Here is a 20,010-nt window from a genome sequence, read left to right on the forward strand (position 1 = left end):
GGACCCGCATGGTTGGCGGACCCGCAGGTGGGACGGGCCGGGGTCACTTGTCTCCGAAGAACGGCTCCAGCGTCTGGCCGGGATTCGGTTTCGTCATCAGCGAAACCATGATGAAGAGGATGAGGCTCGCGCCGACACCCAATTCGACGGAGTCGATCCCGTACAGGGGGAAGTAGTGTTCCTGGAACCAGAGCGTCCACACAAGGCAGGCGAGGAAGCCGCCGATCATGGAGGCGACCGCGCCCTTCGCCGTCCCCCGCCGCCAGTTGAGGCCGATGACGATGGGGACGAAGAAGAAGGAGGCGATGAACTTCGCCTGTTCGAGGACGATGCCCTGGACATCCCCCAGCTTCTGGAGCGCGAAGAAGAGGGGAATGATCGCGAGGACGACGATCGCCACCCGGTTCGCGTTCACGAGGTGCTTCTGGCTCGCGTCGGGCCGGATGAACTTCCCGTACAGGTCGTGGGCGACGCCCGCGCCGGTGACGAGGAGGATCGAGTTCACGGTCGACATGATCGCCGACAGCATGGCGACGAGCAGCAGCGCGCCGACCACGGGCGGAAGGACGTGCAGCGCCATGGTAGCGGTGGCCTGGTCCTGTGAGGGCAGGTTCGGGAACAGCACCCGCATGAGCATGCCGATCGACATGATGCTGGTGGCGATGATCACCTGGAAGCCGATCGCCACGAAGATCGCCTTCCGCACCGTGCGCTCGTCCCGCATCGAGTAGAAGCGGGTGAGTTCGTACGGCGCCGCCGCGATCGAGAGCCCGAACGCGATCGCGAAGGCGAGGAGTTCGCGCGGCGAGTAGTACCAGCCCACGAGACGGTCGTCGAGCGTGTCGAGGAAATCGAGCGACCGCTCGACCGCCGCGACGGGGCTGCCGCCGCCGACCTGGTTGAGGAGAACGGGAACGGCCACGATCAGCGCCGCGACCATGATCAGCGTCTGCAGAAAGTCGATGTAGGAACTGGACCGGACGCCGCCGAGGAGCGTGTAGAGCGCCGTCGAGGCGACGATGATGAGCATCGCCGTGAGCGGGCGAATCCCGAACACGACCTCCGCGATCTCGCCGCCCGCCTGGAACTGCGCCACGAGGTAGATCGTGTAGGCGACGACGATGAGGACGCCCGCGAGGGCGCCGGCCTTCGCGCTCCCGTAGCGGGCGGAGATGTAGTCGGGAACGGTGAGCGCGCCGAGCCGCCGCAGCTTCGGGGCGACGAAGAAGGCGCACACGAGCCACCCCGTCCAGAGGCCGAGCCACGGGAAGACCCAGGAGACGCCGGCCAGGTAGTGGCGGCCGGCGGTGCCGACGAAGGTGCCGGCGGAGATCTGCGTGGCGGCGAGGACCGCCCCCCCGACGATGGGGCCGATCGAGCGGCCGGCGGCGAGGAAGTCGACCTCGGTCTCGGTCTGGAAGTAGCTCCAGATCGCGATGCCCATGATGATGGCCACGTAGACGCCGAGCACGACGAAGAAGATGTCGCTCATGTGGGTTCGGCGGGTTCGGGCGTGTCCTCCGGCGCCGGAGGCGGGGCGCCGCGCGTGGAGCGCCGCGCGACGACCTCGGCCCAGCGACGGTCCAGCTCATCGTCCGCGCGGATGGTCGACCGGAAGAGGAAGACCACGGTGAGGCCGAGGGCGAAGAAGCCCGCCGCGATCAGGATGATCGTCATCGCGCGGCCCCTGCGCCTTCGCGGCGGACCCGCGCGTTCCGCCACGTCCAGATCGCACCGGCCAGCAGCAGCGCGAGGACGACGGCGTCGGCGATGCGCGCGAACGAGAGCGCGCCCCCGCGGGACAGCCGGAGCAGCCCCGGCACGCTCGACAGGGTGGCCGTCACGAGGTCATCGCCGACCCGGACGAAGCGCGGCAGAGTGGTCGACAGGTCCAGCGCATCGAGCACGTCCGGGTCCCCCTCCAGCCGGATCAGCCACGGCGCCGTGATTTCCTGTACGACGGTCTGCTCGGCCTCCCGGCCGGCGACGAAGAGGGGGATCCGGTCCAGCCGCCCGCGCACGGGATTCCGGACGGTGTAGGAGACGACGACCGGCGCGTCGGAGACCGCATCGATGCGGTACGCACCGTCGACCGGGGTGAGCGCGGCATCGGCGGCCGGCAGGGGCGCGCCGCCCCGCTCCGTCTCGGCCAGCAAGAGCGTCTGGTGCTCGATGCGGATGGCGAAAGCCCGCACCGCGCCGTCCTCCGGCAGGAGACCCTGTCGAACGTGGGCCGCGCCGTCGGCATCCAGCCGGACGAACACCGTGTCCGTCGTCTGCGCCGCCGCCGGCGCGGCCGCGGACAGACCGGCCAGCGCCGCCGTCAGCGCCAGTGCGGCCGGCGCCGACGCACGCACCGCTGCTCCCCTCGCGCGCCGCACCGTCGTCAGCCCGCCGGCGCCGAAGCCGTCGACTGCGCCAGCACGCGTCCCACCGCCCGGGCGGCCTCGTGGAACCCGTTCGCCACGTGGTTCGCCTCTCGACGCAGTTCGTTCACCAGGAAGGGCAGCACGTCGGAGCCGGCTTCCGCGAGGCCCGGCAACTCGGCCACCCGGGCCAGTCTCGGGATCGGCGTCCGGGGCAACGCCGGATCATGGTCGAACGGCCCGCCCTCCGCATAGCCGATCGGCACCAGGATGCGGGACAACTCGATGAACAGCCCGTTCACGGCTGCGACCGCCTCCGCGTCGAGCCGACTCGCTCCGACCGTGGCATACAGGTCGTCCAGCGCGGCGCCCAGCGCTTCGAGTTCGGCACGGACCGGACCGAGGTCGAGCAGGTCCCCGGCGGCCTCCACGTAACCGTCCACGAACCCCGCCAGTTCCGAGACCGTCTCGCGGAAGTCGTACGGCAGGATGCGCGAGTTGAGCACGCGCGCGATCGAGGCGACGTAGACGCGCAGGTCGCGCTCGAGGTTCTCCCGCTCGGCGACGCCCATGACGTCGTCTTCGGTGTGCCACGCGATGTTGCCGCCGCAGCCGCCCGTGGGATAGAAGCCGAGCGCGTCGCGTTCGTCCGCCGGGATGTTCGAGAGCAGCATGTAGAACGACGTCAGCCCGATCTGATTGAAGGAATAGTCGCCGGCCCGCAGCGGCCGCAGCCGTTTCGCGGTCTTTCCCGTGACGTCCGCGATCGCGCGCGCGCAGAGCGGCCCCGCCTCGGCCATCCACATCACGTCGTCGTACTCCGTCGCGTGCCAGCAGCCCGGCGAGTCGATGTTGATCGCGCCCACGCAGCGCCGGCGGAGTTCCAGCGCGTGCGTGTCGGCGTACCAGGTCGAGCCGCCGTAGCGCCCGGTCGAGTGCGCCGGCCACCAGGCGATGCGCAGCGAGCGCTTCAGCCGTCCCGCCTCCGCATGGAAGATCCGGGCCAATTCCAGCAGCGTTGCGTCGCCGACGGCGTTGTCGCCGATCCCGACGTCCCACGAGTCGTAGTGTCCGTGCACCAGCATGAACTCCTCCGAAGCGCCGGCGATGTGCGCCACGGGAAGCTTGCACGGGTACCAGCCCTCCTCCAGCCGGACCTCCAGCCGCACGGATTCGCCCACGGCCTCCTTCAGCCGCGCTCCGTCGGGGTGGTTGACCGCGACCACGGGCGTCCCGGGCTTCGAGGCGAGGTTCCGGGTCGTCGGCGTGCCCCAGATCGACGTGCAGATCCCCCAGTGGATGTTCCGCCCGGGATTGATGAAGATCTGCCCCGCCGCCCCCGCCGCCTCGAAGGCGGAGATCATGCCCGGCATCGCGAATCCATCGCTCAGCACGATCTTCCCGGCCACGTCGGGCAGGTCGTCGCCGAGCCGCCTGGCGAACAGGTCTCGCTGCCCCGTCGCGGCCGCGGCCGGAACGTAGACGAGTTCCCCTTCGAGCCCGCCCTCCGCCGTGGGGACCGCGAAGGACGGCGGCTTGGCTTGCGCTGACCCGCCGCTCCACTCCACCGATGACTCGCGGGGAAGGGAGAGGTAGAGATCGGGTTCGTGCATCTCGAACGGCACGCCCAACCGGCTCAGTTCGGCGCCGATGTACTCGGCCGCGACGTGCTCGTCGTCGCTCCCCGATTCCCGGATGAGGGTCGAGAAGCGTTCGAGCAGGGACCACCCCGCGTCGAAGGAGACGGCCCCAAGGAGGTCGGGCTCGAGTGCGTCAAGGTCCGCGGCGAGCCCCGCCGGCATCGAGTCTTTCAATGGTCGCTAGCTCCGGGGAAGGACGGTGAGTGTGGCCTCGACGGTTCGAGGCTCCATCGTCGTGAGTGTGGCGATGACGCGGTAGACGCCGGCCGGCAAGCCGGCTTCGATTCTCCCGGTCCAGTGCAGCGCGGCGCCGGGTTCGAGCGTCTCGCGTCCCAGCACCTGGGCGAAGAATCGGCCTTCCGCCCACCGCCAGACGACGTCCCCATCCTCCGAGATCACCTCGAAGTCGAAGCGCTGGCCGTCGGGGAAGTCGAGGATGAGCGTGGCCTGGCCGTCGTTCGTGCCGGTCAGCTCGAGGACGACCGGCGTGGTGGCGGTCGGCGCCTCTTCGCCGGTCGAGAGGGACAGTCGCAGCTCCCGGCCCGACCCGTCATCGGCGGATCGCTCATCCGCGGGTCCGTCCGCCGATCCGGCCGCACACGCAACAGCCGCCAGCGCGGGCAGCAGCACGACCGGAGCCGCCGCGCGCAGCGCGGCGTTCACGCGCGCGCTCACACGAGCAACTCGTAGTGGTCGGTGCCGTCGAGCGCCCAGCCCAGGTCCTCGTACAGTCGTTTCGCGGGCGCGTTGTGCGACTCGGTCTCGAGGATGAGACCCTTGGCGCCGGTTTCGACCGCGAGTTCCCGCGCGCGGTCCATGAGGAGGCGCGCGACCCCGGACCGGCGCGCATCCGGCGCGACGAAGAGGTCGTTGAGGATCCAGAGCCGTCTCATCGACACCGAGGAGAAGGACGGGAACAACTGCACGAACCCCAGGGGCCAGCCGTCCACAGTCTCCGCCACGAAGACGCGCGACTCGCCGGCCCCGAGGCGGTCGGCCAGGAACCGGCGGGCGCCCTCCAGGTCCGCCGGCTGCCGGTAGAACTGGCGATATCCGTCGAACAGCGGCGCGAGGCGGTCGACGTCCTCGAGGCCCGCTTCCCTGACGATCACCGTCGCTTCGGACACGGCGGACGCGGGGTCCGGGTCGGGCGCCTCGTCAGTCGGCGACGCTCACCCCCTCATACGTCTGGATCCCCTCCGCGTTCGCCACCGTCATGCGGGGGGGCGTGTCCCGGAAGGGCATCCACGCGCAGCCGTAGTCGCCGTCCTTGTTGATCGCGACGAACTTCTCGGACGGGATGAAGTCGGGATTCACGTTCCGGTACTTGTGCCGGATCATCGCGACCGCGTCCTCGCAGGCCTGCTGCGGCGTACGCCCCGCGCCCATCCGCGAGACGACATAGTACCCGGCACACGACTTGATCACGTCCTCGCCCCGTCCCGTGACGGCGGCGGCGCCGATGTCGTTGTCCACGTAGAGCCCGGCGCCGATGATCGGCGAGTCGCCCACGCGGCCCGGGACCTTCCAGGCGAGTCCGCTCGTCGTCGTGATGCCCGAAACGTTCCCCTGCGCATCGACCGCTAGCACGTTCGTCGTGCCGTAGCGGTGGAGGAGGGCCTCGGCCAGCACGTAGTCCCGGTCGGGGCCGTCGCGACCCGGCAGATCGAGCAGTTCCGCCCACTGTTCGGCCTCGTCCAGCCCGCCGCCGGAGCCGCCGCGCGGGCGCCGCAGGTGGTCCGGGGGTCCCCAGTCGTCCGTGTCGGACAGCCGCTCGCGCCAGCGGAGCCAGATCTCGCGCGACTTCGGCGTCATCAGTTCCTGGACCTCGAAGCCGAAGCCGACCGCGAAGCGCTGCGCGTATTCGCCGATCAGCATGACGTGGTCGGTGCGTTCCATCACGAGCCGGGCCACCGACGCCGGGGTGCGGATCCCCTCGATGCCCGCGACCGACCCCGCGTTGTACGTCGCTCCGTCCATGACGGACGCGTCGAGTTGCACGACACCGTCGGCATTCGGCAGACCGCCCCAGCCGACGCTGGTCTCATCGGGGTCGAGTTCGATGATGTTCGCGCCACGCTCCACCGCGTCCATCGCCGTGCCGCCGCCCGACAGGATCTGCCACGACGCCGCGGCCGCGCGCCGGCCCGTGTCGTTCGTGTGGCTGGTGATCATCATCGGCGTCGTCGCCCGTCCGCCCGAGCGGAGAGACGGCCCCGGTCCGGTTGCCGAAGCTCGCGCGGGTACGGCGCCGGCGACGGCCGCCGCCGCGCCCAGGCTCAGGCCTCGACCGATGAAGCCACGACGATTCATCTCGGACATCTCAACCCCCGTTCCTTTGCGTGAGTCTCACGTCGCCCCAAACTGATGCGAGATCCGCTTCTCACGCCAGCGTCCGGTGGGTTGCTCGGCTACGGGTCGCCGCGTCCTCGGCCGAGTGGTTCCCCGTCGAGTCCGGCGTCCGCGCCGACCGTGAACCCGAGGTGCTCCAGCGCCGTGGCCGGAACATCGACGATGTACTCCGGCCCGGAGCCGGCTGCCGCCCAACTCCGGGTCGCGGGTCCGCCGGCAAGGATGAAGATCGTCATCTCTTCCGGCGACTCTCCGCCGTGGCCGCCGTCTTCCCGCCGGCCGTGGTCCGTGCTGATCAGCACGAGCCAGTCCTCCTCCGCGTACGTGGGGCGGGTCCGCAGCGCCTCGAGCAACCAGCCGACGTGGCGGTCCGAGAGGGAGATCGCGTCGCGGTACTCGATCCCGATCGATCCGTGCCGGTGGCTCGTCTCGTCCGGATTCCCGAGGTAGACGAACGCGGCATCCGCGTCTCCCGTGGCCAGCTGTCGCGCCGCGCGTGCGGCGACCACGCTGTCCGCCTCCGCCCACCCGAGTTCGTACCCATCCACGGCGATCAGCGTGTCGATCGCGCCGGAGAGCGCGGGGCCGCCTCCTTCGAGCGAAGCGAGGGGCATCCAGTCGAGCGCGGCGAACGTGGCGAGGGCCGGACGCTCCCGCTCGGCAAGCGTGAGAAAATCCGGATACTCCGCGTACCGGCGTCCCTCGAAGCCGTTGTCCAGCACGCCGTGCTTCTCGGGCCAGACGCCGGTCAGCATCGAGGACCAGGCCGGCCCGCTCACCGAAGGCGTCGTCGTGCGCGCCGACGGGGTGTACCAGCCGCCGGCAGCAAGCGAGTCCATGACCGGTGTCGGCACCTCGGCCAGCACGTCCGGCCGAACCCCGTCGATCCCGATCACCAGCACCTTTGGAATCCCCCGGACCGGGATTGAATCGGCCTGCGGCCCGCAGGCACTCGCGGCAAGCAGGGCTGGAAGCACCGCGGCGAGTGCGGCGGTCGGACGGAGAATCGCGCGAAGCGTTCGGGGCACCATGCTCCCATGGTCGCCCGGACTCCGGACCCTCGGCAACCCGGGTGTGTACATTCCGCTGGCGCGCCGGACGCCTTCCGCGAAGATTGGAGAACCATGAATCGAGCCACCCGCCGTGTCGTCCCGCTCCTCCCGCTCCTCCCGCTCGTGCTCGCGGGCTGCTCCACCGCGCCGGTCTCCTTCCAGGGCGTTGCGCCGCCTGGATTGGAAACCGCCTACCAGTGCGCGGTCGCGCAGTTGAACCTCATGGACTACACGATCGAGGACGGCAACCTCGAGGCCGGGTTCGTCCGGGGTCGCCGGCAGACATCCGGCGTCGTACAGGAACTCTTCACCGGGGCCGCCCATCACGACGTCCTCACGGCGAGCGTGTTCGACAATCCGGCCACGGGCAACACGCACATACGCGTCGTCGCCTCGCGGGTCGCCGACCACGACATCGGGCTCCTGCCCGGGCTCGACGACGACGAGGAACAGGGCGAGAACCGGCTCGGCCCATCCGACTCCGGCAAGGCGGACGCGCAGCGTCTGCTCACCAACTGCGGCGTGGTCGCGACAACCGGAGGACCGGCGCCGCAGTGATCCGGTTCGCCGCACCCACAACTCTCGCCATCTGCCTCTCCCTGCTGGCCGCACGGCCGGCCGGCGCCCAGTCCGAGGTGTTGTTTCGGCTGGCACCCGAAGCGGGCTGGCTCTCGGGCGAACACTCCAAGCGCGTGACGGCGGGCGGCGGATCGAGCGAGAGCGCGACGACGGCCTCGGGCGTCACGCTCGCCGCCAACCCTTCTCTCGGACTCCGCACGCGCGTTCTCGGCGGCCTGCTCGCGGGCATGGAGTTCGAGGGGGTGCTCGCCGGCGCGGGGAAGATCGAGGGGACGATCGAACCCACCCCGAACGGCGAGCCGCACGATGTATGGCCCGGCGAGTGGGACCTCCGAGACCGGTTCGGCCTCGGGGTGAACGTGCTCCTCGGACTCGATCCCGGAGGCGGCTCGACACACGGCTATGTGTTCGGCGGGATCCGCCGGATGTGGAGCGAGTTCGCGACGAGCGGCGTCAACCCGGAGACGGGTGAGGTCGGCGAGCGGCGCGAGCAGCGCGCCCGCTGGCCGTCATCCATCGGGATCGGTCTGACGCTGAACCGCCGCTGGCTCGTGGACCTGCGCCTCGCCTACGCCCGGTCGCTCACCGAGTGGACGGTGGAGATCCCCGGCATCGTGCTCGACTACGGATACTCGGCGAGCGCCATCACGCTTTCCGTCGGGATCGGCCCGCCCCGCTAGTTCAACAGTTCAAGCGCGACTTCGCGCGCCTCGTCCATCGTGTCGACGACATGGCCGTCGGGCAGCTCCGCGAGGATGTTGAGCGTGCGCAACGTTCTTTCGACGGAACCGGACACCGCCATCACGATCACCCGAGTGTGGCTCTTCTCGGCAACGCCGAGCAGTTGACGTATGACCATGGCGGCGCTGTCGTCGAGGTACTTCGCCTCGGAGAAGTCGAAGATGACGATTTCGTGGTCCTTGATGTCCTTCCCGATCACGTTCACCAGCTTGTGGGACGACGCGACGGTGAAGGCCCCCCTGAGCGCGACGAGGCCGACCCGGGCCGAGTATTCGTCCACCGTGTCCGCGCCTTCCGCGCCCTCGAAGAACACCCGGTCCAGCAGCGGCACGGAGAGCACGTTGTCGAGTTCGAGGCTCTCGATCTGCCGCGCGTGCGCCATTCCCGCGACGATGAGGCCGATGGCCACGGCCGTCACGAGGTCGACGAACACCGTCAGGGCGAGCGTCAGTACCAGCACGAACAGGTGGTCGCGCCGAATGCGGTGAAGGTTGGCCAGGAGGGGCCAGTCGATGATGTCCCATCCGACCTTGATCAGGATGCCGGCGAGCACCGCATGAGGGATCGGTTCCAGGTACTGGCCGAGGCCCAGCAGAACTCCCAGCAGGAGGATCGAACGCAGGGCGCCGGACATCCGCGTGAGGCCGCCGGCGCGGATGTTGACGACCGTCCCCATCGTGGCCCCCGCTCCCGGCAACCCGCCGAACAGGCCCGCGATCGTGTTGCCGATGCCCTGGCCGACCAGTTCGCGGTTCGAGTCGTGCTGCGTGCCGGTCAGCGAGTCGGCCACGAGCGACGTGAGGAGGCTGTCGACGGATCCCAGGAGGGCGAGGACGAGCGCCGGATGGAAGGCGCGGGCAAGGAAGCTCGCGGAGGGCAGACTCAGCTGCAGTTCCGGCAGACCGGTGGGGATCGCGCCGATGGTCGGCACATTGGTGAGCCAGAAAACGCCCAGGGCGGTCCCCGCGATCAGGGCGACGAGCGGGCCGGGGAGGAGCCGGGACAGCCTCTGCGGCCAGAAGATGCTCACCGCGAGGGTCGCCGCGCCGATGATGAGGGCGCCGCCGTTCAGGTTCGCCAGGGCATCCGGGAGCGCCCGCACCGCGTCCATGGGACCGCCCGCCGCCGTGGGCGCACCGAGAAAGGGCAGAACCTGGATCAACATGACGATGATGCCGATCCCCGACATGAACCCCGAGATCACGGCGTAAGGCGTGTACACGACGAACCGGCCCGTCCGCAACAGGCCGAGCGCGGTCTGCAGCAGCCCCGCCAGCACGACGACGGTGAAAGCTTCGCCAAGCGTCGAAGCATGCGTCGTCACGATGACCGCCATGGCGACGGTCATGGCCGGCGTGGGACCGGATATCTGGAATCGGTTGCCGCCGAACACGGACGCGAAGAAACCGACCGCAATCGCCCCGTACAGGCCGGCGGCGGGCCCGAGCCCCGAGGCGACGCCGAAGGCCAGCGACACCGGCAGGGCGATCACCGCCGACGTGATGCCGCCGAAGAGGTCCCCGCGCAGCGTAGGGAGATCGTATTTCAGACTTCGCTCCTTCCCGGCGGTCCGTCCCGGCATCGCACATCCGATCAGGGACACGTTACTCTGGGAACGCCTCCGAGGGCGAGCGACGACCGCCCTCGCTCGCGGCAGCGGCACCGACTCCAGGGACGGGAATGAACGCAACGCGCGAACGCTGGGGAAGCCCGCTGGGCTTCATCCTCGCCACCACCGGATTCTCGGTGGGACTCGGCAACATCTGGAGGTTCCCCTACCTCGCGGGCGAGAACGGGGGAGGCGCGTTTCTCCTCATCTACGTGCTGCTGGCGGTCCTGATCGGGATCCCGCTGTTCACGGCCGAAATCAGCCTCGGGCGGCGCGCGCAGACGACACCGCTGGCCGCGATGCGGAAGCTCGTCGGTCGAAGCCCCTTCCGCGCGATCGGCTGGCTCGGCGTGGGCGCCGCGTTCCTCATCATGTCCTACTACCAGCTCATCATGGGCTGGATCGCGGCCTACTTCGTCCGCGCTTTTCGAGGGGGCTACGACGCCGGAAGCGTGCAGGCCGCGGCGGAGTCGTTCGCGGCCTTCACCGCGCGCCCGGGAGAGGTTCTCGCCTACACGGTCCCCGTGATGCTGCTGGCCGGGCTCATCATCACCCGCGGATTGCGGCGGGGGATCGAGCGCGCGGCACGACTCCTGATTCCCATCCTCTTCTTCTTCCTCATCGGACTCGGGATCGTTTCGCTGCAGTTCGACGGAGCCTGGGAAGGCGTCCGCTGGTACCTCGCGCCCGATTTCTCGGCCATCGGTCCGGAGACGTGGCTCGCGGCGCTCGGGCAGGCCTTCTACTCCATCGGGGTCGGGATGATGGGCGCGTTCGTGTTCGGGAGCTTTCTGCATCCGAGCCGGAGCGACGTCCCCGGGAGCGCCGCTTCCATCGTGGCCTGCGACACGCTCGCCGCGGTCCTCGCCGGGTTCGTCATGTTCCCCGCCCTGTTCGCCTTCGGCATGGAGCCGGACCAGGGCGCGGGTCTCCTCTTCATCACGATGGCGGGGCTCTTCGGCCGTCTGCCGGCGGGTGAAGTGGCCGCGGCGTTCTTCTTCTTCTTCGTGTTCATCGCGGGACTCACGTCGTGTCTCGCGCTGCTCGAAGCCCTCACGGCGAGCGCCATGGACTCGTTCGGCTGGAGTCGTCGGCGATCGCTGTGGACGGCGCTCGCGGTCCTCCTCCTCGCGGGGGTCCCGCTTGCCCTCGGCGGCGGGCCGTGGGCCGCGGTGCAGGTCGGCGGGCGCGGCCTGTTCGAACTCGCCGACTACGTGTCGGGGAACATCTTCCTCACGGTGAGCGGGCTCGCGATCTCTCTCTACGTCGCCCTCGCGTGGGGGTTCGAACGGTTCCGCGCGGAGACCAACCAGGGGGCAGGGCGCTTCCGGATCACCGCCGCCTGGGGTCCGGTGATGCGCTTCGTCGTGCCGGTCGCCGTGGGGCTCGTCGTCCTCGCCGGACTCGGCCTCCTGGGCTAGTCAGGGCTGGAGTCGGGTGATCTTCCAGCTTCCGTCGTGCGGTCTGTGGCGCGGCGTGTATTCGAGACGGTCGTGCAGCCGGTTGGCGCGGCCCTGCCAGAACTCGATCCGGTCGGGAACGAGGATGTATCCGCCCCAGAAGTCGGGGAGCGGCACGTCCCTTCCCTCGAACCGGGCTTCCGCCTCCGCCACCCGAGCTTCGAGCCCGGCGCGATCGGCGATCGGTCGGCTCTGCGCGGAAGCCCACGCGCCGATCTGGCTCCCGCGGTCGCGCGTGGCGAAGTAGGCCGCCGAGTCTTCCGCCAAGAGGCGCTCGACCCGCCCTTCGACCCGCACCTGACGCTCGAGCACCGACCAGTGGAAGCAGAGCGAGGCCTGCGGATTATCGTCCAGTTCCACGGCTTTGTGGCTGCCGTAGTTGGTGAAGAAGCGGAAGCCGTCGGGGCCGACGCCCTTCAGGAGGACCATCCGCACCGAAGGCCGCCCGTCGCCGGTCGCGGTGGCGAGCGCCATCGACTCGGGCAGGAGCAGCCCCGAGGCCTCGGCATCCCGGAACCAGTCGCGGAACAGATCGAAGGGGTCCTCCGCCGCCTCGAGGATCGGAAGACCGCGCGTCACTCCCCTGGCGAGCGTGCGGATCGCCCGCAGGTGGGCGCGAAGGTCGTCGAATTTGCTCACTCGGCTGGCCTCTGCAGGGGAATTCGGGTGCCCACAGTGTCCGTGGAGCGACGCGAGCGGTCAACCCGGACGGCGGATCGCGCCGTCAAGCGAAGGGCGCGGGAGGTTTACGGCTCCGAACCCGAGCACACGCCTTTGCCCTGGTGGCGGGGAATGCTCCGGAGCCAATCCTGGAATTCGGCGTTGGGGGGAGAACACAAGCCGGTGAGTATCCAGTCGAACGTGGTGAGTCGCAGGCTCACGAGTTCCTGCGGAAGCGGCCCGCGCAGATCCGCGTTGGTGAAGAGGTACAGGTGCCGGAGCGCGGAAAGCCGTCCGAACTCGGACGGCACGGACCCGGACAGTTCGTTTACCTGAAGTCCGAGAAACTCGACGGACGAGAGGTTGCCCAACTCGGGCGGAATCGGGCCCGTCAACGCATTGCAGCACAGGGACAACCGAGCCAGGTGACGCAGTCTCCCCAGACTGGGCGGGATCGGCCCGGACAGCTGATTCATGTGGAGCTTCAGGTCGCGGAGATTGGAGAGGTCTCCGAACGCCGAAGGAATGGCGCCGGTGATTCGATTGCCGGCGAGCGAGAGAACCTCGAGACCGGCGAGGTTGTCCAGATCCGGTGGAATGGGGCCGCTCAGGTCGTTCTGCTCAATGTCGAGAACCGTGAGGTTCCGCAGGCCCGCGAGTTCCGCCGGAATCGGTCCGGTCAGGGTGTTGAAGGCGAGGTCCAGCACCTCGAGATCGGTCAGTTGGGCAAGTTCGGGCGGCACCGGCCCCGTCAGCCGGTTCCGGCCCCCGAACAGATCGTTCGAGAGATCGAGTACTCTCAGGCCGGTGAGGCCGGACAGCTCGACCGGGACCGGGCCCGTGAGCGCGTTCACCGCGAGGCCGAGTTCTTCGAGCTCCGTGAACTCCGCCAGGTAGGCCGGGATTTCACCGGTCAACTGGTTGTATGACAGATTGAGACGCCGGAGATTCGTGAGGTGCGCGAATCCCTCCGGCAAGCGGCCCTCGAGCCCGATGCCCGATAGATCCAGTTCCGTTACCCGGCCGTCCGCATCGGTGGTCACGCCATGCCATTGGCCGGTCGGCGCGTCCGTCAGCCAGTTGTCGCTTCTCGTCCAGCGCGAGCCCCCGGTGGCGTTGTACAGCGTGACCAGGGCAAACCTGTCGGACACGTTCACAACGATCCGCGCGGTCGCGGTGAGACCGGTTCCGGACGCCTGCACGGATATCGCCACCGATCCCGGTGCCACCGCGGTCATCAGGCCGGCGGCGCTTACCGTAGCCACCGACTCGTCATCGGAGAGCCACGAGAAATCGACTCCGCCGACCGGGTGTTCGTTCGCGTCCAGGGCCTGCGCGGTCAGCTGGAGCGTCTCCAGCGCGTCGACCGAGGCCTGGTCGGGTGACACCGTCAGCGCGGTGACCGCCTGCGAAACCGTGATGGCGGCGCCTCCGGAGGCGCCGCCGCCCTGCACGGTGGCCGTGATGTTCGTGGCTCCGTTGCCTACCGCCGTGACCAGCCCGGCGGGATCGACCGTCACGATTCCCCCGTCGCTGCTCGCCCAGTTCACGCCGATGCCGGACATGACCGTGCCGGTCTGATCGCGAACGGTCGCGGTCAGTTGCACCGTCTGTCCCAATGCGGCCAGCACCGCGGACGGGGGGGTGATCGCCAGCGTGGTGGGCACGGGCGTTCCCGGCGGTGCGGTTCCGGCTTCGCCGTCGCCGCACCCCAGAGCCAGCAGCGGCGCGAGGAACAGGACGCGGCAACGGTGAGGATGCGGAGCTCGCGCCCCGGGCTGTGTGCCGAGTCGAAGAGGTGCCATCGTCCATCCAGCCCCGTATGGTCGACCACCATGGGCGACGCGCATCAGGATGCGGCCGCCGCTGCGCGGCTGCAATCGCTCATTCAGTGCTCGGAGAACACCCTTCCGGGCGGTGCCCGGAGTGACGTCCGGGGGCGTCAGGCGAGGCGGGCGGGGTCGAAGGGCGCGAGCTCGATGTCCGAGCGTCCCTCGAGCATGAGTTGCGCGAGCGCGTGGCCGGTCGAAGGAGCCAGCGTGACCCCGAGCATCTGGTGTCCCGTGGCGACGTACACGTTGGGGAGATCGGGCAGCCGGCCGACGGCCGGGAGGCCGTCCGGCGTCACGGGCCGCATTCCGACCCAGTCGGCGCGTTCCGTGCCTTCCAGCGCCCCGGGCAGGTAGCGCCGCGCGGCCCGCTCGAGGATCGCGATGCGGCGCCGGTCGAGGCGCAGGTTGATGCCGGAGAACTCCATCGTCCCGATCGTGCGCACCGCCCCGCGAAACGGCGTGAAGCCGATCCGCGCCGGAGTCACGTGCAGGGGCTGCGAGAGCCGGACCCGCGCGTTCCCGACGGTGATGCTGTAACCCTTTCCCGCCTGCACGGGGAGCTTCGCCCCCAGGGGCTCCGCCAGGACGGAGGTCTCGGCTCCCGCGGCAAGCACGAAGGCATCCGCGCCGATCCGCGCCGGCCGCCCGTGGGCTGCGGAGCCGCTTCGGGCGGCCCAGGCGATGGCCGCCCGGACGCGGTCGCCCTTCCTCGTGAAGCCGACGACACGTTCTCCCGTCCTGATCTCGACGCCGCGCGCCTCCAGACTCGCGGCAAGCTCGGCGCACAGCGACTCCGGGCGCACGTGCGCATCGTCGCGCACCCGCAGACCGATCAGGCCGCCCCGCAGATCCGGCTCCGCCTCCGCGAGGGCGTCGCGGTCGAGGACCTCCACCGGCCCCACGCGTTCCTCTCCCAGCCTCGCCAGCAACGCCTGGGTCTGTCCGAGCTCGCGCTCATCGTCGTAGGCGAGAATGGTCCCGCTCTCGGCCCGCTCGAAGGCCATACCCTCTTCGGCGAGACCACGGTACAGCCGATCCGTCGCGGCGTTCAGCGCCGCGAGCGCGGTGACGCCCGCCCGGTAGCTCTCGGCGTTGCAGTGACGGCGAAAGGCCCACAGCCAGCCCATGAGGCGGGGCATCGCCGATGGCTTGATGTAGAGCGGGCTGTCCGAGCGGAGCATCCAGCGGAGCGAGGTCAGCGTCAGCCCCGGGGCCGGCAGCGGGCGGGAGATCGACGGACAGACCCACCCGCCGTTTCCCTTCGAACACCCGCCGCCGACCGCGTCCCGCTCCAGGAGGACGACCTCGGCCCCGCGACGCTCGAGGTAGTGCGCCGCGCACAGCCCGATGACGCCGCCGCCGATGACCGCGACTCTCACCCGGCGGCACTCCCGTCGCGGCCCGCTTCGCGGGGGCGCATGTCGATCACCGCGCCCCGCCGGTCCAGCTCGAAGTCGCAGCAGTCCATGAGTTGCCGCTTCAGCATCGCCCGCGCCCGCTGCACCCGCGATTTCATGCCGGAGACGCTCAGGCCCAGCCGCCGCGCCGCCTCGACCTGGCTCAATTCCTCGAAGTACGTCAGCAGGAGGGCCTCGGCGTATTTCGGCGGCAGTTCGAGCGCGAAGGGTAGCAGACAGGCCTCCAGATCCCGCCGCAGAGCCTCGTGGTCGCCGCCGTTCGAGCCCGGATCCGGCGCGCGGGCTTCGGCGCCCAGTTGCTCGAGGGTCCGCCGTTCGACGGACCGGCGCCGGTGATGGTCGGCGATCACGTTGGCGGCGACCCGGTAGGTCCAGGCGAGCGGATCCCGCGCCTCCGCGAGACTGTCCTGACGCTGCAGCAGCCGCAGGAAGATGTCGCCGGTCACATCATCGGCCCACGCCGGCTCGACGCGGCCGCCCACGTAGCGGCGCATGCGGCGCTGGAATTCGGACCAGGCCGGCAGGGCCCGCGACGTGGGTTCAGGCACAGCAGGTCCCGGATTCGTCGCTGCACGCGGCCGCTGAAGGCGCGGACGCCGCGGTCGCGGACGGGGCGATCAGCGCCTCGCCGTCCGGCGTGTCGTCCGTGACCCGGTACCACTCCCAGCGCAGGCCCTGCGGCTCGTCGGACCAGACCTTCGTCTGCGTCGCGTGACAGCACACCGTCTCTTCCTCGACCTCGCTGAGGATCCCGGCGGCCTCCAGCCGGTGTCCGGCCTCGTGGACCCGCGCGTCGTCGAACACTTCCACGCCCAGGTGGTTCACGCGCTCCGCCGCGTCCGGGTTCTCGAACAACACGAGCTTCAGAGGCGGCTCGTCGATGGCGAAGTTCGCGTAGCCGGCGCGGCGCTTGTGCGGCATGGCGCCGAAGAGCTTGCCGTAATAGTCCACCGCCTCGTCGATGTCTCGCACGTTGAGGGCAAGTTGCAGTCGCATGTCCGAAGCCTCCCTTGTCGCTGTATGTCGGATCCCGTCCTCCTTCCTCCGCCCCGTAAGACGAACGGGACATGGAAAGGACGCAGCCGAAGCGGACAACCTGTCCGTTGCCGACAGCGGCGGCGATGCACCACGTTCCTTCGTCCGATCCCGGGATGCGGTTCCCGGGAGACCGCCCGGGCGCTCGACGGCGCGAATACGGGATCCGAACCGGAACAGGACTGGAGAATGCGCACACATCGAACCCTCTGCACGGTCTCGCTGCTCGCCGGAACGTTCGTCACGCCGCTGGCGGGGCAGGATTCCACCGTGGACGCGGCGGTCGACCGCGTGATCGACCGGATCGTGGAGATGCGCCATCAGATCCACCAGTTCCCCGAACTCGGCAACCGCGAGTTCGAGACCGCCGCCATGGTCGCGGCCCATCTGCGTGAACTGGGCTTCGACGAAGTCATCGAGGGGGTCGCGCACACCGGAGTCATCGGGATCCTGAAGGGGGGCCTCCCGGGCGACGTGGTCGCGGTGCGGGCGGACATGGACGCGCTCCCCGTCACCGAGAACACGGGGTATTCCTTCGCCTCCACGGTCCGCACCGAGTACGGCGGCCAGGAGGTCGGCGTGTCGCACGCCTGCGGCCACGACGTACACACCGCCGTGCAACTCGGCGTGGCTTCGGTCCTCGCCTCGATGCGCGACGAGATCCCGGGCACGATCAAGTTCATCTTCCAGCCTGCGGAGGAGGGCCCGCCCCCCGGCGAGGACGGCGGCGCTGACATGATGGTGCGGGAGGGGGCCCTGGAGGGCGTCGTTCCGACCGCCATCTTCGGGCTTCACACGTTCTCCTCGATGGACGTGGGGAAGCTGGGCTACACGCCCGGCCCCGCCTTCGCGGCCGTCGACCACTTCAAGATCCGGATCATCGGCCGGCAGGCGCACGGCGCGCAGCCGCAGACGAGCATCGACCCCGTCGTGATGGCCTCGCAGGCCGTGACCGCCTTCCAGACGATCCGGTCGCGCAACCTCTCGCCGCTCGAGCCCAGCGTGGTCACCGTCGGCGTCATGCGGGGCGGCGAACGCTTCAACATCATTCCGCAGGAGATGTGGCTCGAGGGCACGGTCCGCACCTACAATCCGGACGTGCGGGACGCCGTCGAGCGGCGCATGGACGAGATCCTCGACGGCATCACCAGGGCCGGCGGCGGCAGCTACGTCCTCGACTACGACCGCGGCACGCCCGCGACGATCAACGACCGGGACCTCACCGCGGAGATGGCGCCGACGCTCGCGAAGATCGTCGGCGAGGAGAACGTCCTCGTGATCGATCCCACCATGGGGGGCGAGGACTTCGCCTACTTCGCGAACGAGGTGCCGGGGTTCTACTACCGGCTGGGTTCGGTGAACCCGGAACTCGGCTCCGGAGGGCACCACACGCCCGATTTTCGGGCGGATGACGCCTCGATCCCGATCGGCATGCGGGCGATGTCGAACCTGCTCCTCGACTACCTCAAGTCGCGGCGCCCCTCGACCGACTGACCGTCGGCGCCGCGGGAGGCCGGGAGCGGCAGGGGGTTTACGGTTCGACGAGCACGTCGCGCCACGCGAGGCGCGTCACCAATTCGAGTTCCACGCCCTCGTCCGCTCCCCGCGGCCGCAGGACGACCCCCTCGCCGAGGGGGACGCCGCAGATCGCAAACCTGCCCCGCTCGTCCGACACCCCGCCGGCGTATTCGGACTGTTCCGACACGACGGCGGTCCGCGCCGTGCCCTGGAGACGGCGCACGCGCCACACGACTTCGACCTCGATGTCCGGCAGCGGGAGCCCCGTGTCGGCATCGCGCGCGAACCCGACCACGGCGCCCGCACTCCCGTAGGGCGACGAACCCGGGCAGATACGCGCGAAGAGCGCGTCGCCGGACGGCGTCCACAGCTCCAGCGGATCGCTCGTCCGGTCCTCGACGACCACGCGGGTCTCGTTGAGCCGCACTCCCGCGGCCTGGAGTCTCGGGTGGTCGACGCCCAGCGCGTAGACGCCATCCGGCAGCCCCGCCACCTCGAAGCCACCCGCCTGGTCCGTGACCGCGCTGAACGGGACGTCCGCGGCATGCGGCCGGGGCAGGAAGGCCGCGGCGTCGTCCCAGTCCCGGACGACGATTTCCGCGCCCGCGAGCGGCTCGCCGCTCACGCTGTCCCGCAGCACGCCCGTGACCGCGCCCTCGCCCACGTCGAACGCGACGCCGCCCGCGAAGGCGTCCGTCACCGTGCCTCCCGCCTGGCGATAGGCGACGAGCACCGGATCCGGGCGAGCGGAGAGACCCGCCCTGAAGCGTGTACTGCGGCTCCCGATCGGGAACCGCACCCACCAGTCGCGGACGTAGAACGGACCGTCCGGCAGGCGGTCGAAGGTGAGATCGGCGCCGATGTACCGCCGTTGCGCGTTTCGCGGCATCGGGACGTTGCGATACCGGATCTGCACGCGGCGGAGTTCCGCGCTCTCCTCGGCGAGCCAGACGGTGCCCTCGATGTCGATCACGCGGCGCCCCCGCCGCGGGCGGAACGTGATGCCGAGCATCGGCTCGCCGTCGACCTCGTCGCGTTCCAGCCCGAAGCACTGGGTGTCCCGGAACTCCGGCGACAGCAGCACCGTCGCGTCCGGCGCGTAGAAGACGGCGGAGTCCGCGTCCACGCGCGCGTAGCCGGATGTCGTGAGTTGGCCGGCCGGCAGGCTCCGGAACGGAGGCAGTCGAACGTGCCGCCGCGTGCGGCTCTCCGCCTCCAGCGTCGTGAGATGGCGCGGGTCGAGCGTGCGCTGGTATTCCCGGAGGGTGAACGTGAGTTCGCCCCGGCCTTCCGCCCACACCGCGGTCTCGAGCGCCTTGCGCGCCTCCTCCCAGACCGTGGCGAGGGCGGCCCCCTCGCTCGGATCGTCCAGGCAGGATCCGGTGACCTCGACGCGCAGGTCGCCGAGCCGGACGGGGTCCGGCGGGACCTCCACCGCGATCGTGAGCGGCTGCCCGGCCGTCACCTCGTAGGGCTCCGTGACCCAGTTGGCGTATCCGATACGCTCCACCCGGATCCGATACCGGCCGGGGCCGGGCGCCGTGAACGAGAAGATTCCATCGGCCGCCGTGAAGTCGGCTTCCACGGCGTTGCCGTCGCTGTTCAGCAGGCTGATGAAGCCGCCCGCGATGGGCCGGCCGCCATCGGTCTCGCGCACGGTTCCGCTGATCCGCTGTCCCGCGGCGGGCGCCGCGACCCCGGCCGAGAGCGCGGCCACCACGAGTCCGACGAGAAGGCGACGACTCATG

General features: G+C 70.0%; 19 protein-coding genes. 4 read left to right on the top strand and 15 right to left on the bottom strand.

Going from position 1 to position 20,010, the window contains the following annotated elements; all coding sequences use genetic code 11:
• Nucleotides 1-43: 43 nt before the first annotated feature.
• The 8 genes from ACOGI9_RS07020 to ACOGI9_RS07055 form a co-directional block, all read right to left on the bottom strand.
• Entirely contained in the window at nucleotides 44-1,492 is a 1,449-nt protein-coding gene (locus ACOGI9_RS07020) for a sodium:solute symporter family protein (RefSeq protein ID WP_419859149.1), read from the bottom strand.
• Nucleotides 1,489-1,677 carry a hypothetical protein gene (locus ACOGI9_RS07025; RefSeq protein WP_419859150.1) on the bottom strand — a complete coding sequence of 63 codons (189 nt, stop codon included), beginning with the start codon at nucleotides 1,675-1,677 and terminating at the stop codon, nucleotides 1,489-1,491. Before ACOGI9_RS07025 ends, ACOGI9_RS07020 begins: the two co-directional genes overlap by 4 nt.
• The gene (locus ACOGI9_RS07030; RefSeq protein WP_419859151.1) at nucleotides 1,674-2,357 is read right to left on the bottom strand and encodes a hypothetical protein; all 684 of its coding nucleotides are present in this window, start codon (nucleotides 2,355-2,357) and stop codon (nucleotides 1,674-1,676) included. Before ACOGI9_RS07030 ends, ACOGI9_RS07025 begins: the two co-directional genes overlap by 4 nt.
• Before the next feature lie 29 nt (nucleotides 2,358-2,386).
• Entirely contained in the window at nucleotides 2,387-4,180 is a 1,794-nt protein-coding gene (locus tag ACOGI9_RS07035; protein ID WP_419859152.1) for a M28 family peptidase, read from the bottom strand.
• Nucleotides 4,181-4,186: 6 nt separating this feature from the next.
• Nucleotides 4,187-4,681, bottom strand: a complete 495-nt coding sequence (locus tag ACOGI9_RS07040; RefSeq protein WP_419859153.1) for a BsuPI-related putative proteinase inhibitor — start codon at nucleotides 4,679-4,681, stop codon at nucleotides 4,187-4,189.
• Nucleotides 4,678-5,133 (bottom strand): N-acetyltransferase family protein, encoded by a 456-nt coding sequence (locus ACOGI9_RS07045; RefSeq protein ID WP_419859154.1) that lies wholly within the window; start codon nucleotides 5,131-5,133, stop codon nucleotides 4,678-4,680. The genes ACOGI9_RS07040 and ACOGI9_RS07045 overlap by 4 nt, the downstream gene beginning before the upstream one ends.
• 31 nt (nucleotides 5,134-5,164) lie before the next feature.
• On the bottom strand, nucleotides 5,165-6,319 hold the full coding sequence (locus tag ACOGI9_RS07050) for a N(4)-(beta-N-acetylglucosaminyl)-L-asparaginase (RefSeq protein WP_419859155.1): 1,155 nt from the start codon (nucleotides 6,317-6,319) through the stop codon (nucleotides 5,165-5,167).
• Nucleotides 6,320-6,417: 98 nt separating this feature from the next.
• Nucleotides 6,418-7,335: an alkaline phosphatase family protein gene (locus ACOGI9_RS07055; RefSeq protein WP_419859156.1), complete on the bottom strand. Its 918-nt coding sequence runs from the start codon at nucleotides 7,333-7,335 to the stop codon at nucleotides 6,418-6,420.
• 147 nt (nucleotides 7,336-7,482) lie between these two features.
• On the opposite strand from ACOGI9_RS07055, the gene ACOGI9_RS07060 reads away from it, so the two are divergent.
• The gene (locus ACOGI9_RS07060; protein ID WP_419859157.1) at nucleotides 7,483-7,968 is read left to right on the top strand and encodes a hypothetical protein; all 486 of its coding nucleotides are present in this window, start codon (nucleotides 7,483-7,485) and stop codon (nucleotides 7,966-7,968) included.
• Nucleotides 7,965-8,669, top strand: a complete 705-nt coding sequence (locus ACOGI9_RS07065; protein WP_419859158.1) for a hypothetical protein — start codon at nucleotides 7,965-7,967, stop codon at nucleotides 8,667-8,669. The genes ACOGI9_RS07060 and ACOGI9_RS07065 overlap by 4 nt, the downstream gene beginning before the upstream one ends.
• Here the strand turns inward: ACOGI9_RS07065 and ACOGI9_RS07070 are convergent.
• Nucleotides 8,666-10,312: a SulP family inorganic anion transporter gene (locus ACOGI9_RS07070; RefSeq protein ID WP_419859159.1), complete on the bottom strand. Its 1,647-nt coding sequence runs from the start codon at nucleotides 10,310-10,312 to the stop codon at nucleotides 8,666-8,668. The two genes, ACOGI9_RS07065 and ACOGI9_RS07070, sit on opposite strands and share 4 nt — an antisense overlap.
• A gap of 98 nt (nucleotides 10,313-10,410) precedes the next feature.
• Between ACOGI9_RS07070 and ACOGI9_RS07075 the strand changes: the two genes are divergently transcribed.
• On the top strand, nucleotides 10,411-11,760 hold the full coding sequence (locus ACOGI9_RS07075) for a sodium-dependent transporter (RefSeq protein WP_419859160.1): 1,350 nt from the start codon (nucleotides 10,411-10,413) through the stop codon (nucleotides 11,758-11,760).
• On the opposite strand, the gene pdxH is transcribed toward ACOGI9_RS07075, so the two are convergent.
• From pdxH to ACOGI9_RS07100, 5 genes are all read right to left on the bottom strand, one after another.
• Nucleotides 11,761-12,438 carry a pyridoxamine 5'-phosphate oxidase gene (gene pdxH, locus ACOGI9_RS07080; protein ID WP_419859161.1) on the bottom strand — a complete coding sequence of 226 codons (678 nt, stop codon included), beginning with the start codon at nucleotides 12,436-12,438 and terminating at the stop codon, nucleotides 11,761-11,763.
• A 107-nt stretch (nucleotides 12,439-12,545) separates the two neighbouring features.
• On the bottom strand, nucleotides 12,546-14,339 hold the full coding sequence (locus ACOGI9_RS07085) for an Ig-like domain-containing protein (protein WP_419859162.1): 1,794 nt from the start codon (nucleotides 14,337-14,339) through the stop codon (nucleotides 12,546-12,548).
• Between the two features lie 62 nt (nucleotides 14,340-14,401).
• Nucleotides 14,402-15,670 carry an NAD(P)/FAD-dependent oxidoreductase gene (locus ACOGI9_RS07090; RefSeq protein ID WP_419859163.1) on the bottom strand — a complete coding sequence of 423 codons (1,269 nt, stop codon included), beginning with the start codon at nucleotides 15,668-15,670 and terminating at the stop codon, nucleotides 14,402-14,404.
• Nucleotides 15,667-16,257 carry a sigma-70 family RNA polymerase sigma factor gene (locus ACOGI9_RS07095; RefSeq protein ID WP_419859164.1) on the bottom strand — a complete coding sequence of 197 codons (591 nt, stop codon included), beginning with the start codon at nucleotides 16,255-16,257 and terminating at the stop codon, nucleotides 15,667-15,669. Before ACOGI9_RS07095 ends, ACOGI9_RS07090 begins: the two co-directional genes overlap by 4 nt.
• Complete coding sequence (locus ACOGI9_RS07100) at nucleotides 16,250-16,705, bottom strand: ArsI/CadI family heavy metal resistance metalloenzyme (protein ID WP_419859165.1); 456 nt, start codon at nucleotides 16,703-16,705, stop codon at nucleotides 16,250-16,252. The genes ACOGI9_RS07095 and ACOGI9_RS07100 overlap by 8 nt, the downstream gene beginning before the upstream one ends.
• A gap of 228 nt (nucleotides 16,706-16,933) precedes the next feature.
• On the opposite strand from ACOGI9_RS07100, the gene ACOGI9_RS07105 reads away from it, so the two are divergent.
• Complete coding sequence (locus tag ACOGI9_RS07105) at nucleotides 16,934-18,238, top strand: M20 metallopeptidase family protein (protein ID WP_419859166.1); 1,305 nt, start codon at nucleotides 16,934-16,936, stop codon at nucleotides 18,236-18,238.
• A gap of 37 nt (nucleotides 18,239-18,275) precedes the next feature.
• Here ACOGI9_RS07105 and ACOGI9_RS07110 read toward each other — a convergent pair whose 3' ends face one another.
• On the bottom strand, nucleotides 18,276-20,009 hold the full coding sequence (locus ACOGI9_RS07110; protein WP_419859167.1) for a carboxypeptidase regulatory-like domain-containing protein: 1,734 nt from the start codon (nucleotides 20,007-20,009) through the stop codon (nucleotides 18,276-18,278).
• Nucleotide 20,010 lies beyond the last annotated feature (1 nt).

This window comes from Candidatus Palauibacter irciniicola (assembly GCF_965208695.1).
Classification (GTDB): Bacteria; Gemmatimonadota; Gemmatimonadetes; order Palauibacterales; family Palauibacteraceae; genus Palauibacter; species Palauibacter irciniicola.

Excerpts from the sequence above, each read along its gene's own strand:
- ACOGI9_RS07075 (WP_419859160.1), top strand. The coding sequence starts at position 10,411 with ATGAACGCAACGCGCGAACGCTGGGGAAGCCCGCTGGGCTTCATCCTC.
- ACOGI9_RS07100 (WP_419859165.1), bottom strand. The coding sequence starts at position 16,705 with ATGCGACTGCAACTTGCCCTCAACGTGCGAGACATCGACGAGGCGGTG.
- ACOGI9_RS07025 (WP_419859150.1), bottom strand. The coding sequence starts at position 1,677 with ATGACGATCATCCTGATCGCGGCGGGCTTCTTCGCCCTCGGCCTCACC.
- ACOGI9_RS07070 (WP_419859159.1), bottom strand. The coding sequence starts at position 10,312 with ATGCCGGGACGGACCGCCGGGAAGGAGCGAAGTCTGAAATACGATCTC.
- ACOGI9_RS07110 (WP_419859167.1), bottom strand. The coding sequence starts at position 20,009 with ATGAGTCGTCGCCTTCTCGTCGGACTCGTGGTGGCCGCGCTCTCGGCC.
- ACOGI9_RS07050 (WP_419859155.1), bottom strand. The coding sequence starts at position 6,319 with ATGAATCGTCGTGGCTTCATCGGTCGAGGCCTGAGCCTGGGCGCGGCG.
- ACOGI9_RS07060 (WP_419859157.1), top strand. The coding sequence starts at position 7,483 with ATGAATCGAGCCACCCGCCGTGTCGTCCCGCTCCTCCCGCTCCTCCCG.
- ACOGI9_RS07105 (WP_419859166.1), top strand. The coding sequence starts at position 16,934 with ATGCGCACACATCGAACCCTCTGCACGGTCTCGCTGCTCGCCGGAACG.
- ACOGI9_RS07020 (WP_419859149.1), bottom strand. The coding sequence starts at position 1,492 with ATGAGCGACATCTTCTTCGTCGTGCTCGGCGTCTACGTGGCCATCATC.